Origin of the sequence: Corynebacterium sp. HMSC076C10, assembly GCF_001812455.1 — a bacterium.
GTDB classification, from domain to species: Bacteria; Actinomycetota; Actinomycetes; order Mycobacteriales; family Mycobacteriaceae; genus Corynebacterium; species Corynebacterium jeikeium_D.
Genome location: NZ_KV809094.1, coordinates 122974 through 136386, shown reverse-complemented (window position 1 = coordinate 136386; position 13413 = coordinate 122974). Strand labels below are relative to the sequence as shown.

At 59.4% G+C, this 13413-nt stretch carries 12 protein-coding genes; 2 read left to right on the top strand and 10 right to left on the bottom strand.

The features are described 5' to 3' along the window. Positions 1-18: 18 nt before the first annotated feature. From HMPREF2857_RS02150 to HMPREF2857_RS02140, 3 genes are all read right to left on the bottom strand, one after another. Positions 19-780 (bottom strand): sulfite exporter TauE/SafE family protein, encoded by a 762-nt coding sequence (locus tag HMPREF2857_RS02150; RefSeq protein ID WP_049170334.1) that lies wholly within the window; start codon positions 778-780, stop codon positions 19-21. Between the two features lie 85 nt (positions 781-865). Continuing rightward, entirely contained in the window at positions 866-2209 is a 1344-nt protein-coding gene (gene gdhA, locus HMPREF2857_RS02145; RefSeq protein WP_016422934.1) for an NADP-specific glutamate dehydrogenase, read from the bottom strand. 255 nt (positions 2210-2464) lie between these two features. Continuing rightward, on the bottom strand, positions 2465-2848 hold the full coding sequence (locus tag HMPREF2857_RS02140; RefSeq protein ID WP_042388759.1) for a hypothetical protein: 384 nt from the start codon (positions 2846-2848) through the stop codon (positions 2465-2467). 111 nt (positions 2849-2959) lie between these two features. Here HMPREF2857_RS02140 and HMPREF2857_RS02135 point away from each other — a divergent pair, with 111 nt between their 5' ends. Together HMPREF2857_RS02135 and HMPREF2857_RS02130 are read left to right on the top strand one after the other, a co-directional pair. Then, positions 2960-4309: a DUF4921 family protein gene (locus tag HMPREF2857_RS02135; protein ID WP_016422936.1), complete on the top strand. Its 1350-nt coding sequence runs from the start codon at positions 2960-2962 to the stop codon at positions 4307-4309. 45 nt (positions 4310-4354) lie between these two features. Next, positions 4355-5632: an amidohydrolase gene (locus tag HMPREF2857_RS02130; protein ID WP_070642502.1), complete on the top strand. Its 1278-nt coding sequence runs from the start codon at positions 4355-4357 to the stop codon at positions 5630-5632. 141 nt (positions 5633-5773) lie between these two features. Here HMPREF2857_RS02130 and pyk read toward each other — a convergent pair whose 3' ends face one another. The 7 genes from pyk to HMPREF2857_RS02095 form a co-directional block, all read right to left on the bottom strand. Beyond that, positions 5774-7189 carry a pyruvate kinase gene (pyk, locus tag HMPREF2857_RS02125; RefSeq protein WP_016422938.1) on the bottom strand — a complete coding sequence of 472 codons (1416 nt, stop codon included), beginning with the start codon at positions 7187-7189 and terminating at the stop codon, positions 5774-5776. A gap of 33 nt (positions 7190-7222) precedes the next feature. Further along, positions 7223-8146: a prolipoprotein diacylglyceryl transferase gene (gene lgt, locus HMPREF2857_RS02120; protein WP_070642499.1), complete on the bottom strand. Its 924-nt coding sequence runs from the start codon at positions 8144-8146 to the stop codon at positions 7223-7225. A gap of 7 nt (positions 8147-8153) precedes the next feature. Continuing rightward, positions 8154-8933, bottom strand: a complete 780-nt coding sequence (gene trpA, locus HMPREF2857_RS02115; protein ID WP_016422940.1) for a tryptophan synthase subunit alpha — start codon at positions 8931-8933, stop codon at positions 8154-8156. Then, entirely contained in the window at positions 8934-10223 is a 1290-nt protein-coding gene (trpB, locus tag HMPREF2857_RS02110) for a tryptophan synthase subunit beta (RefSeq protein WP_005510336.1), read from the bottom strand. A 147-nt stretch (positions 10224-10370) separates the two neighbouring features. Next, complete coding sequence (gene trpC, locus HMPREF2857_RS02105; RefSeq protein WP_016422942.1) at positions 10371-11177, bottom strand: indole-3-glycerol phosphate synthase TrpC; 807 nt, start codon at positions 11175-11177, stop codon at positions 10371-10373. Between the two features lie 4 nt (positions 11178-11181). Beyond that, positions 11182-11832 carry a TIGR02234 family membrane protein gene (locus HMPREF2857_RS02100; protein WP_049182100.1) on the bottom strand — a complete coding sequence of 217 codons (651 nt, stop codon included), beginning with the start codon at positions 11830-11832 and terminating at the stop codon, positions 11182-11184. Between the two features lie 7 nt (positions 11833-11839). Continuing rightward, positions 11840-13384, bottom strand: a complete 1545-nt coding sequence (locus HMPREF2857_RS02095; RefSeq protein ID WP_048734630.1) for an anthranilate synthase component I — start codon at positions 13382-13384, stop codon at positions 11840-11842. Between the last annotated feature and the right edge of the window lie 29 nt (positions 13385-13413).

Genomic DNA, 13413 nt, shown 5'->3' with positions numbered 1-13413 from the left:
GCAAGCGGAACAGCAAGCCTAAGCGCCAAAAGTTGCGGAGATTCCACGAAACATAGTGACTGCCGCGCCGGTAGTCGCCAGAATGACCGCGAGCTTTCGGGCTTGCACAATGGGCACTCGTCGGGAAACGCGAGTGCCCAAAAATATACCCACAATCATGGCAACCAAACACAGCGGCCAGAGGATAACCGGTGTGGTGGCGAAGACAGATACGTCACCGCTGATTTCCTTGAACAGCAAGGACAACGCGCCGGAAACAAAGAAGAGCGGTTGCAGGGTGGCTGCAAATGTCTGCGCTGGCCAACGGGAAGCCTGTGCGTAAACGGTAATGGCTGGGCCCGCAATGCCGGCCAGGGTATTCATAAAACCGCCGGCCACGCCTGAGGCAACGGCGTATTGTGGGCCGTCGACACGCATGCGCTGAGGCATAACGGATGTCACTAGCAGCGCGAGTAGCACGAGCCCGCCGACCAGCACCTGGAGTGGACCGCTGGGCGTGTTGTGAACCACCCAAGCGCCGGGGAGCGCGCCGAGAGCCATCACCGGGCCAATCAGCCAGAACTTCTTCCAATCGACGTTTTCTCGCACCGAGATGGTCTGCATGATCGCATTGACCGATGCGAGCACGTTAATAATCAAAATTCCTGCTACGGGACCTGCAACCAGTGAGAGGACCGGACCTCCCAACAGTCCGAGCCCCATACCGGCTATTCGCTGCATCAGGGCCCCGACAAAAATCGTTGCCACGATAAAGACAAAAGCCCACACTGATAACTCCATGGGAGGGAGTTTACAGCGTGGGCTTTTCGGCTATTCGACGGGCGGGGTCGCCGAGGATCCGTCGTAAAGCGGAAACGTTAGCAGACTAGATGACGCCCTGAGCCAGCATTGCGTTAGCGACCTTCTTGAAGCCTGCGATGTTGGCACCGAGCACGTAGTTACCCTCGTGATCGTACTCAGCGGCGGTGGTTTCGCAGTTCTTGAAGATGTTGGTCATGATGCGCTTCAGGCGCTCATCGGTGTAGGAGAAGGACCAGGAATCGCGGGTAGCGTTCTGCTGCATCTCCAGAGCGGAGGTTGCAACACCGCCAGCGTTGGCAGCCTTGCCCGGCGCAAAGTGGACACCGTTGGCCTTGAAGACCTCGATAGCCTCCGGGGTGGACGGCATGTTTGCGCCCTCAGCAACGAAGCGGCAGCCGTTGTCGACCAGCAGCTTGGCGGACTCGCCATTGAGCTCATTCTGAGTTGCACACGGCAGTGCGACATCAGCCTTGAGCTCCCAGATGTTGCCACCCTCGTGGAACTCAGCGCCCTCAGCCTCAGCGACGTACTCGGAGACGCGAGCACGACGAACTTCCTTGATTTCCTTCAGCAGCTCGACGTCGACACCGTTCGGGGTGGAGACGTAACCGGAAGAGTCAGAGAAACCGACGACGGTAGCGCCGAGCTCCTGAGCCTTCTTAATGGCGTAGATGGCGACGTTACCGGAACCGGAAACGATGACCTTGGCACCGTTGATGTCAGCACCGTTGGCCTTCATCATCTCTTCAGTGAAGTAGACACAGCCGTAACCGGTGGCCTCGGTACGAACCAGGGAACCGCCCCAGGTCAGGCCCTTACCGGTGAGAACGCCGGACTCGTGCTGGTTGGCCATACGGCGGTACTGACCGAACAGGTAGCCAATCTCGCGGCCGCCGACGCCGATGTCACCGGCCGGGACGTCACGGTACTCACCGATGTGGCGGTGCAGCTCAGTCATGAACGACTGGCAGAAGCGCATGATTTCTAGCTCGGACTTGCCCTTCGGATCAAAGTCGGAGCCACCCTTGCCGCCACCGATCGGCAGGCCGGTCAGGGAGTTCTTGAAGATCTGCTCGAAGCCCAGGAACTTAATGATGCCGAGGTTCACGCTCGGGTGGAAGCGCAGACCACCCTTGTACGGGCCCAGCACAGAGTTGAATTGAACACGGAAGCCACGGTTGACCTGGACCTTCCCCTGGTCATCGACCCACGGCACGCGGAAAATGATCTGACGCTCCGGCTCACACAGACGCTGAACCAAGCCGTAGTCACCGTAGTGTGGGTCCTTTTCCAGGACGACCTTCAGCGACTCCAGAACTTCTGCCACTGCCTGGTGGAACTCCGGCTCACCGGCGTTTCGGGTGAGAATCTGGTCATAGAGTCCCGAAACCTTCTGCTCGATATTCAAAATAAACCTCTCTGCGAAACCATTATGGCGCCCACGAAGAACAAACCGTCAGCGGTTGTAAACCACTTTCCGGTTGCCGTAACTCGGTGGCACAGGTTGTGTGCACAAGGACTGGGCAACTGTAGATATTGAAGCGGACATAATTATACAACGGCATATTGCTGGGAAAACTCGTAGCGATTCGCGCTACACCCGTTGGCCAAGCCAATCACTGACTCTGTGGAGGCTTACACTTTTCACGAATTAGGTAGGATATTACCTAAATACGGCAACATTCCAGGGATACGTCGCAACAGATTCGAGCATTTCGTCGAACTCACGCAGCACTGGGTCCGGGGGCAATTCTGCACGCGGAGTCAGTAGCTCAGAGAGGTCCATAGCGAGTTCATTGAGAGAACCGCCGTGCTGATCGAAGCTCAAGAGATAACGGAATACCTTCCTATCCCCCAACGGCTCCTTCGGGTTCTCACGCTCCCACTGCTCCACCAACTGCGCGTCCGTGTCCGCCGACGCCACCGAAACATCCACGTCACTAATTCGCCCGGCGCGGTCAAACTCACTCAACTTGGTACGAAATGCCTCGGCCAGCGCCTCCGATTCGGTCGGCTTCACCAGGCAGTGAAAAACAATCTTCGACATAACTTCACAGGCTAAGCCACGCGAGACGGCCAGACAATAGCTAACCGTCGTCAAGCCCTTGTCCCCCTACGTTGGCGCGCCGACCGCCAGCAAAGACGTAGTGTTGGACTTATGCAGGCTTTCAGCAATCCCCTCATCACGCTTGCCGACGGCACGGTGAAGCAAGTTAATCCTTTTTCCGGTACCCAGGTGTGGACAGTCCCAGGTCGTGGAAATCGGCCGTTGGGAATTAAGCACACGGATCCGCAGCCATTGAGCGAGGAGGATTTTGGATCCCGCGACTCCTTTGGCTGGAACAACCTGCTGCAAACCCCGCCGGAGAAGGCCCGTGTTGTCCTCGACGAATCGGTATTCGGCGGCTACAGCACGGTGACCGGAGTACTGCCCGACCAGCTCTTCGACACCACTGCGGAGTTCCGCCGCGTGCCCAACCTGTTCGAGATCGTCTCCTATGACTATTGGTCGGAAAACTACGGCTTCGAGCCCGACCGCGAAACTCAGCAACGCATGGAGGCCTACCTCGATGACCCGAAGGGCCGCGAGCACGTGCTCAACATCATTCGCACGCGCTACCGCGCCGCTGGACGCAGTGAAGAGGAAATCAGCGCGCTTTCCGACGAGGAATTGCTGCGCCGCGCCCCAAGCTATTTCGCCGGCGGCCACGATGTGATTGTTGCCCGTCGCCACTTTGTCGACGGCGCTACTCACGATAATCAGCTGGCTTCTTCTGGCACATTGAGCGTTGCCGAGCACCGCGCACTTATTGCGTTTACCGTCGAGTCGATTGCTGACCTGTACCGACGTAACCGCTACGTACGTTATGTGGCCGCTTTCCAAAACTGGCTAAAACCGGCAGGCGCCAGCTTCGATCACTTGCACAAGCAGCTTGTGGCCATCGATGAGCACGGCGAGCAGCTCAAGCGCGAAGTGCAGGCGGTGCGCAAGAACCCGAATATCTACAACGAATACGCGGTGGACTATGCGGCCCGCCACAACCTGGTTATTGCGGAAAACGAGCACGCGGTGGCTTTCGCAGGATTCGGACACCGCTACCCGACGCTGGAGATCTTCTCGAAGTCAGATGTCTGCGAACCGTGGCTGCAAACCCGGGCTGAGATCGACGCAATGTCGGACCTGATTCACGCATGTCATGCAGCTGCCGGCCCCACCATTCCGTGTAACGAGGAATGGCACCACCGCCCTGTCGATTTGGATGCCCGCATGCCGTGGCGCGTAATGATTAAGTGGCGCACCTCGAACCTGGCCGGCTTTGAAGGTGGCACCAAGATTTATCTGAACACCATCTCCCCATGGGATTTGCGCGACCGCGTTGTCCCGGAGATGTACCGTTTACGGGAGACCGGAAAAATCTCGGACAGCATTCACATTGCGACCGAGTGCCAGTGCCAGCCCAACTCGCTGAAATACAACCCGCTCGTTGAAGACGGGTCGCGGCTGTAGGTCTCTGGCACAGAGTAGAGAGAGAAGTTAGGAGTCTTAAACCAGGTGAGCAACAATGAAGCACGGCTGAGCCGCATTCGCGACCTCATCGCCACCCATCGAGTGCCATTGGACCGGCAGTGGGAAATCTACCGCTACCTGCACCAGCACCCGGAGCTCTCTCAGGCGGAGGAGAAAACTGCCGCGTATCTGGCCGGTGCTCTTCGCGACATGGGCACTTACACAGTGCATGAGGGAATCGGCGGTCACGGCCTCGTTGGTGTCATGGAAAATGGCCCCGGCCCTACCGTGCTGTTCCGCGCTGATATCGATGCGCTTCCGGTGTTCGAGGAAACCGGTGTGGACTTCGCTTCCTCTGCCACCGGTACCGCCCGCGATGGTTCTGCCACCGCCGTCATGCACGCCTGTGGCCATGACATGCACATGACAGCCGGGCTTGGTCTGGCTAGCCTGATGGCGGCAACTAAGCCTGAGTGGTCGGGTACTTTCATTGCCCTGTTCCAGCCCGCCGAGGAACTAGCCTGTGGTGCACAGGCCATGATTGACGACGGCCTAGCAGACCTCATCCCGACCCCAGATGTGTGCTTCGGCCAGCACATTGTTCCCGGCCCCGCAGGTCAGGTAATGACCATGCCCGGCCCGGCACTTGCTGGCTGTGACACCATCAGCATCACGCTGACTGGTCGCTCCGCACATGGGTCTATGCCGCACAACGCCATTGACCCGACATACTTGGCTGCCGCAGTCGTTCTGCGCTTGCAAGGAATTGTAGGGCGCGAGATTCCTCCCCACGAGTTTGGTGTTTTGTCCGTCGGCACGCTGCAGTCCGGCAATTCGAATAACACAATCCCTGGCCAGGCCAAGATTGTGCTGAACATTCGCTACTACTCCAACGATGTGCGCGCGAAGCTCATTGCGGGCATTGAGCGCGTTGTTCGTGGCGAGTGCCTGGCTTCCGGCACTGAGATTGATCCTGTGATTGAGTACTCCGATCACGGCGAAGTCACTGACAATGATTCGGAGGCGTTTGCCACGATTCGCCCGGTCATGGACGCTGTGCTCGGCGACGATTCCACCGACGCTGTGCCGTGGACCGCGTCGGAGGACTTCTCAGACCTACCGCGTGGCCTGAACTGCCCATATGTCTACTGGACCGTTGGCGCGACACCTCGGGATACGTGGGAAGCCGCCGTTACTGCCGACCGCGTGGTCGAAGACGTACCGTCGAATCACATGCCGACATTCCTCCCGGACTTCAAGCCGACAGCTACCTCCGCGACTTCTGCCGCCGCTGCCGCCGTGCTGTCCTACTTGGCAAAGTAAGGGTTGTGTGCCGGCCGCTTGCCACCGCGCACCGCGCAAAGATCCTCACCGAACAGCCCAACAGCCCAGGTCGAAAGGCTCCAAGCAAAAAGCCGGTAAGCCCCAAAAGGACTTACCGGCTTTTTCAAACGCGCCAGAGAGCTAGCGAGCGTCCTCGCCAATAACGTGGACGTGAATCATGTTGGTATTGCCCTCATTTCCTGGAGGGGTACCAGCAACAACGACCAGCGTGTCGCCAGCGTTGTAGTTTTCCATGGTCAAGAGCTGCTCATCGATGACCTGCATAATCTCATCCGTGCTGTTAACCTCGCGCACCAAGAAGGTCTCCGCACCCCACGTCAGCGCAAGCTGCGAACGAACCTGCTGATTCGGAGTGAATACCAGCAGCGGCAGGCGAGAGTGCAAGCGTGCCACACGGCGAGCGGTATCACCCGAGGTGGTGAAAGCAACCATAGCGCGGGCATTCAAGCGCTCACCGATATCGCGAGCTGCGTAGGAAATCACACCACGCTTCGTGCGAGGCATGTGGGTCAGCGCAGGAACTTCCCCCTCGCGCTCAGCGGCGGTGACGATGCGAGCCATGGTCTTAACCGTGGACTGCGGGTACTTACCAACCGAGGTCTCACCCGAGAGCATCACGGCATCTGCGCCATCGAGCACAGCGTTGGCCACGTCGGAGGCCTCCGCACGAGTCGGGCGCGAGTTCGAAATCATGGAGTCGAGCATCTGGGTGGCGACGATGACCGGCTTGGCGTTCTCGCGGGCAATCTGAATAGCGCGCTTCTGAACCAGCGGAACATCTTCCAACGGCACCTCAACACCAAGGTCACCACGGGCGACCATCACGGCATCGAAGGCCAGGATGATGGCCTCGAGAGACTCGACTGCCTCTGGCTTCTCCAGCTTGGCGATAATCGGGACACGACGACCAACCTCATCCATGACCGCATGGACCAGTTCGACGTCGGAAGGCGAACGGACGAAGGACAGCGCGATGAAGTCGACTCCCAGCTTCAGAGCGAAGCGCAGGTCGGCGATATCCTTCTCTGACAGAGCCGGCACCGAGATGTTCATCCCCGGCAGGGAAACACCCTTGTTGTTCGAGACCGGACCGCCCTCGATGACACGGCACACCACATCGTTGCCATCTACCTCGATGCACTCCAGGCCCACCTTGCCGTCGTCGACAAGCAGGCGATCGCCCGGACGGGCATCGTCAGCGAGATTCTTGTACGTGGTGGAGACGCGGTCGTGCGTGCCTTCGACATCGTCGACGGTGATGCGGACAATCTCGCCGTCAGCCCAATACGTCGAGCCTTCCTTAAAACGACCGAGGCGAATCTTTGGTCCCTGCAAGTCGGCGAGAATACCGACGGCATGTCCCGTAGCGTCGGATGCTTCACGCACCCAGTGGTAGTTCTGAGCGTGGTCCTCATGCTCACCGTGAGAGAAATTCAGGCGGGCAACATCCATGCCGGCGTTGACCAGCCCGGTAATCCCCTCCAGCGAAGCAACTGCTGGACCGAGGGTACATACAATCTTCGTTCGTCTAAGCACGGCCTCCAGCCTAGTCCCTTAACGGGCTATGCGTCAGTTGGAAGCACTGTGAGCTTCAGCAGCCTCACGCTCTCCCCTGACTTCAGCTGCGGTTTCGCGGCTCTTGGACCGCAGAATCCACAAAGCAATGACAGCGCAGAAAAAAGTCACGAGCGACGTGATGTTATTAATACGCACACCGAATATCAGCGTTGCGTCATCGACGCGCATGAGTTCAATGAAGAAACGCCCCAAAGTGTAGGCCGCGACATAGAGCGCAAAGACGCGTCCTCCGCCCATCTTGAACTTTCGGTCCGCCCACACAATGACCAGACAGGCGAGGACGTTCCACACCATCTCGTAGAGAAACGTTGGATGCACCACGGCCAGCACTTCGCCTGTCGACGTTCCGGTGACAGGGGCAACCCGGCCAAACTCATCAACTCGTTGGTAAATTTCCAGGCCCCACGGAAGTGACGTTGGGCCACCGTAGAGTTCCTGGTTGAACCAATTGCCCAGACGCCCAATGGCCTGTCCAAGGATGATTGCGGGTGCGGCCGCGTCAAGAACTGGCGCAAACGGCACCTTCCGCCACTTAGCAACCGCCCACGCGGCTAGCACTCCCAGCGCCACCGCGCCCCAGATGCCGAGACCACCATTGGTGATTTTCAGTGCATCGGCGGGATTGGCGCCGGGGCCGAAGTACTTCTCCCAGTCGGTGGCGACGTGGTAGAGACGGCCGCCGATAATGCCCGCAGGAATAACCGCAATGGCAATGTCGAGGACTAACTCCGGGTCTCCACCCCTGGCCGCGTAGCGGCGCTGCATCCAGTAAATGCCGACGAGTACGCCAACCAAGATGGAAATCGCGTAACCGCGCAGTGGTAGCGGTCCTAACTGCCACACCCCCTGCGGCGGAGAGGGAATGTTGGCCAGATACGTCGTTGCAGTTTCAGCGAGAACAAGGGTGGAACTCATAAATGCGCTAGCTCTCTCCTCGTACGCCCGCGGCGAGTTCGCGGGCGAGCGTTACCAGGTCATCGGTGCTCTTCATCGCGGCCTTGATCAGTGCCGAGCCAACGATTACGCCATCTGCAAACTCGGCAATCTCCGCGGCCTGTGCCCCATTGGAGACACCCAAACCGACGCACACCGGTGTATCGGTGACCTCGCGCGTGCGGGCAACCAACTTGCCTGCGGCCGAGTCGACGCTGGCCTGGGCACCTGTGACACCCATGTGGCTGGTGGCGTAGACGAAGCCGGTCGACGCGGTGGCAGTTAGCTGCAGACGCTCGTTGGTCGATGACGGGGCCACCAACATGATGTTGGACAGACCATTGGCCTCAGCTGCACGCTGCCATTGGCCGGCCTCCTCGGGGATGAGATCCGGGATAATGGTGCCCCGACCACCAGCGGCGGCCAAGTCCTCGGCGAAACGCTCCGGACCATACTGGAGAATCGGATTCCAGTAGCTCATGACCACACAGGTACCGCCGTGCTCGGTGACTTCGCGAACCACCCGCATAATCTCACGGGTACGGAAGCCCGCATCCAGAGCCACGTTGGCGGCATCCTGAATAGTTGGGCCATCCATCATCGGGTCGGAGAAAGGCAGTCCAACCTCGATGATGTCGGCGCCAGCGTCGACAATCGCCTTGATGTTCTCAATCGACTTATCGGTGGTCGGGAAACCCGCTGGGTAGTAGCCGATAAATGCTGCGCGGTTTTCCTCACGGACCTTGTCAAAGACGTCACTCAGACTCATTTAGGACTCCTCCATCAGATCAAACCACTTAGCAGCGGTGTCGACATCCTTGTCACCGCGACCGGAAACATTGACAATAATCAGCGGCTTACGGCCCAGCTCTTCATTCAGATCACCGCTGATGAGTCGGGCGGCAGCCACCGCGTGTGCGGACTCGATAGCGGGCAGGATGCCCTCCATCCGAGTCAGGTCCTGGAATGCCTGCATCGCCTGGGTATCGGTCACCGGCAGGTAGGACGCGCGATCAATATCAGCCAGGTAAGAGTGCTCCGGGCCCACGCCCGGGTAATCCAGACCCGCGGAAATCGAATGAGACTCTGTAATCTGACCGTCCTCGTTCTGCATCAGGGCGGCGAAGGAGCCCTGGAACACCCCCGGATTACCGGCGGCCGAAATCGGTGCTGCATGGCGACCGGTCTCAACACCGTCACCGCCAGCTTCAGCGCCAATCAGTCGAACCGATTCATCATCGATGAAGTGGTGGAACGCGCCGATCGCATTAGAACCGCCGCCGACACACGCCACGACAGCGTCGGGAAGCGAGCCGGTCTCCGCGAGAATCTGCTGGCGTGCCTCGGCGCTGATGATGCGCTGGAAGTCGCGCACCATTGTTGGGAACGGGTGCGGGCCGGCTGCAGTGCCGAAGCAGTAGTAGGTGTCATCGGCGTGTGAAACCCAAAAACGCATGGCCTCATTGATCGCGTCCTTGAGAGTCTTCGAGCCAATCTCGACCTCGATAACCTCGGCACCAAGCAAACGCATGCGAGCGATATTAAGGCGCTGGCGGATTGCGTCGACCTTGCCCATGTAGATACGGCAGTTAAGGCCGAGCAGCGCACAGGCAGTCGCGGTTGCGACACCGTGCTGGCCGGCACCGGTCTCGGCAATAATGTTCTTCTTACCCATGCGCTTAGCAAGCAGAACCTGACCCAAGACGTTATTAATCTTGTGGCTACCTGTGTGATTCAAATCCTCGCGCTTGAGCCAGACGTCAGCGCCGATATCAGCGGAAAACTTCTCCGCGTAGTACAGCGGCGAGGGACGTCCGACATAAGTACGCTGAAGCCGGTCGAGCTCATCGAGAAAATCCTGATCAACGCGGGCCTTCGCGTAGCCATCGGTGACCTCACCGATAACGGCCATCAGCGCCTCCGGCACAAACTGGCCGCCCCACTTACCCCAGTGCCCAATGGCATCTGACTCGTGGTTCGTTGTCTCCGCGATAACCTCACCCATCGTGGGCAGGCGGTCACCGCGGGCATCATGATTCTTGAAATCTTGGTCACTCACAGTTATCTATTGTGGACTATCCCCACCCGTTGCGGGGACATAAGGCCTAAGAAACTGTGGCGTGCCAGCACAACAGGTGCGACACGCAACCAAACTAGGCGCAGATCGCAGCGCGGTACAGCTGCTTATCGCAACTGCGGTCTATCACTACTCGCTGCGGAGTGTCGGGTGGACACCGGCGGCAACGAGACGTCGGCAAGCCTCACCCGGCTTGCCCGCGGTAACCAGGCCCTCGCCCACCAGTACCGCGTCGGCGCCGTGGGAGGCGTAGTAGCGCAGTTCCTCCGGCCCCTTGACACCGGACTCTGCCACCTTCACAACATGATCCGGCAACATCGGCGCAAGGCGTTCGTACACGGAGAGATCCACGTCGAGGGTCTTTAGATTGCGGGCGTTGATGCCGAGGATCTTGGCACCAGCGGCCTCGGCGCGCTCGACCTCTTCTTCGGTGTGCGCCTCAACCAGAGCGTTCATGCCAAGCGACTCGGTGCGATCCAGCAGGGATTCCAGCGTCGGCTGATCCAAAGCGGAGCACATCAGCAGCACCAGGTCGGCACCGTGTGCGCGGGCCTCATGGACCTGGTACGGAGTGACGATGAAATCCTTGCGCAGCACTGGAATGTTGACCGCGCGGCGCACGGCATCGAGGTCGGCGAGCGAACCGCGGAAGCGGCGCTCCTCAGTCAGACAGGAAATGACAGCCGCGCCACCCTGCTCGTACTCTGCCGCCAAGACCTCCGGCGAAGGGATGTCAGCCAGCTCTCCCTTCGACGGAGAGGCACGCTTGACCTCTGCAATCACCTGCACCCCGGGCTTAGCCAGTGCCGCCACGGCATCAATCGGCGACGGCGCCTTCAGCGAGAGCTCCTTGATTTCACCGTAGGAAATCTTGGCTTCCCGAGCAGCGAGATCTTCCCGCACGCCCTCAATAATCTTGTCCAGAACGTTAGCCACGGCCTTACTCCTTATCCAGATCCGTAGGATCTACACCGGCATCCAAAGCATCCCACAGAACTCGACCCGACTGTGGGTCTTCCTCCAGGTCCTCGGCGATACGCTGACGGCGTACCTCCGGGGTCTCATACGCGCTGGACTTCTGCTTCTTCACAGTACCCGGTCGACGCACCAACAATACCGCCCCGACCAGCGCCAATGCGCAGCACAGCAAGGCCAGGGATGGCCCCATCGCATGCACTTCAATCGCTGAGATCTGCGCCCAGTCTGCCACAGTCACCGCATCACTGGCGCGTTGTGAGGCGCTTCCCGACGTCAACAAATCCAGTGCCCGCTGGGAATCCACCCCGTCTTCTCCGCTGGCAAGCAGAGTCATCGGAGTCCACGACGCCGCAACTGCGAGCAGCGCCGCGAGGCCACCGACGATACGGCGCCCCAGTGAGCCCAAAATGGTGGTGGCAAACAGTGCAGCCACCATTGCCAGCGCAATCGACGTCAACTCTGGAGCCCAGACTGCGCCCACCAAATCTGTGGTCGCTGGACCGGACTTGTCATCAACAGTATCGACCGTCAGCCACGCACTACGGCTGCACAACCACATCCCCGCTGCGGCCACACCAATGAGGCCACCGGAGAGCATCGTTGTCGACTTCATCGAAAACCTAGCTCCTTTCCGCTGGGACTAGTGTCTCAGCTGCCGCGACAGCTCGCAGCACGGCCGCGGCCTTGTTGCGGGTCTCCTCATCCTCTGCCACCGGGTCAGAGTCACTGACAATTCCGCCGCCAGCCTGAACATAGACCGTATCGCCCTTCTTCACACCTGTGCGGATGGCAATTGCCTGATCGGTATTGCCCCGGAAGTCAAAGTATCCAACAGTGCCGCCGTAAACACCCCGACGCGTGTCTTCGAGCTTGTCGATAATGCTCAGCGCGGAAGGCTTCGGCGCACCCGACAGCGTTCCCGCTGGGAAGGTGGCCGCGAACGCGTCGACGGCAGTGGCGTCGCTGGAAAGCTCGCCGGTGACCGTAGAGACCAGATGCATAACGTGACTGTAGCGCTCAATATGACGGAAGTCGTGCACAACAACACTGCCTGGGCGGCAGACACGTCCGAGGTCATTGCGGCCAAGATCAACGAGCATCAGATGCTCACTATTTTCCTTCTCGTCTGCCAGCAAATCAGCTTCCAGCGCATTGTCCTGCTCCACCGTGGCACCGCGCGGACGTGTGCCCGCGATGGGATTGGTGATGACCTCACTGCCCTGAACTGCCACGAGTGATTCCGGGGAGGAACCGACAATTTGAAAAGCGGTAGCGGAGAAGTCCTTGGTTGGAACGTTGACCAGGAACATGTAGGGCGACGGATTGGAAACCCGCAGGATGCGGTAGATATCAAATGCTGACGCCTGCGTGTCCATCTCGAACCGCTGCGAGAGCACAATCTGGAACGCATCACCAGCTCGGATGTGGTCCTTGCAACGCTCAATACGATCCATGTGGTCGTCGGCGGCGCGCTGGCGACGAATCACCGGCTCTGGGAAGCTAATTTCCGCCGGACGCAGATCAGAGGACCCCGACAGCCGCTCCACCATCGCATTGACCCGATCACAGGCGGTGTCATACGCCTGGTCAATCCGCTCATCCGAGCCGTCCCAGTTCACTGCATTAGAAATCAGCCACAGCACGCCCTCGTGGTGGTCAAAAGCAGCCAGGTCCTCCACCAGCAACTGCATGAGCTCAGGAATCTGCAAATCATTGTCAGTGGTATCCGGCAGCTGTGGCTCGATGTAGCGGACAATGTCATGCCCGAAGTAGCCAACGAGACCAGAGGTGAGCTTGGGTACCGAGGCATCGTCGGCAAGCGGAAGCTCCGTGTGCAGCAGCTCCAGCGTGCGACGCAGAGCATCCAACGGATTTCCGCCCTCTGGCGCACCCGACGGCGCATTGCCAATCCAGGTTGCCTCCCCCGCATCATCCACCGTCAGCGCAGCACGACTGCCGCAACCGATAAATGACCAGCGCGACCACGACTGCCCCACATCGGAGGACTCCAGCAAGAAAGTGCCGGGACGATCGGCCGCGAGCTTACGGTAGGCCGACAGCGCCGTTTCGCCGTCCGCCAAAACCTTGCGAACCACGGGCACGACCCGATGGTGTGCAGCCAGTTCACGAAAGCGCTCACGCGTGGTCATGGTGATACGAGTCATAGCCGCTATTGTGCCACGCACCCGGATTG

Bases quoted from the DNA above. Each gene is read 5' to 3' on its own strand.
- HMPREF2857_RS02095 (WP_048734630.1), bottom strand. From the start codon at position 13,384: ATGACTCGTATCACCATGACCACGCGTGAGCGCTTTCGTGAACTGGCT.
- HMPREF2857_RS02100 (WP_049182100.1), bottom strand. From the start codon at position 11,832: ATGAAGTCGACAACGATGCTCTCCGGTGGCCTCATTGGTGTGGCCGCA.
- trpA (WP_016422940.1), bottom strand. From the start codon at position 8,933: ATGAGTCTGAGTGACGTCTTTGACAAGGTCCGTGAGGAAAACCGCGCA.
- HMPREF2857_RS02140 (WP_042388759.1), bottom strand. From the start codon at position 2,848: ATGTCGAAGATTGTTTTTCACTGCCTGGTGAAGCCGACCGAATCGGAG.
- lgt (WP_070642499.1), bottom strand. From the start codon at position 8,146: ATGAGTTCCACCCTTGTTCTCGCTGAAACTGCAACGACGTATCTGGCC.
- HMPREF2857_RS02150 (WP_049170334.1), bottom strand. From the start codon at position 780: ATGGAGTTATCAGTGTGGGCTTTTGTCTTTATCGTGGCAACGATTTTT.
- HMPREF2857_RS02135 (WP_016422936.1), top strand. From the start codon at position 2,960: ATGCAGGCTTTCAGCAATCCCCTCATCACGCTTGCCGACGGCACGGTG.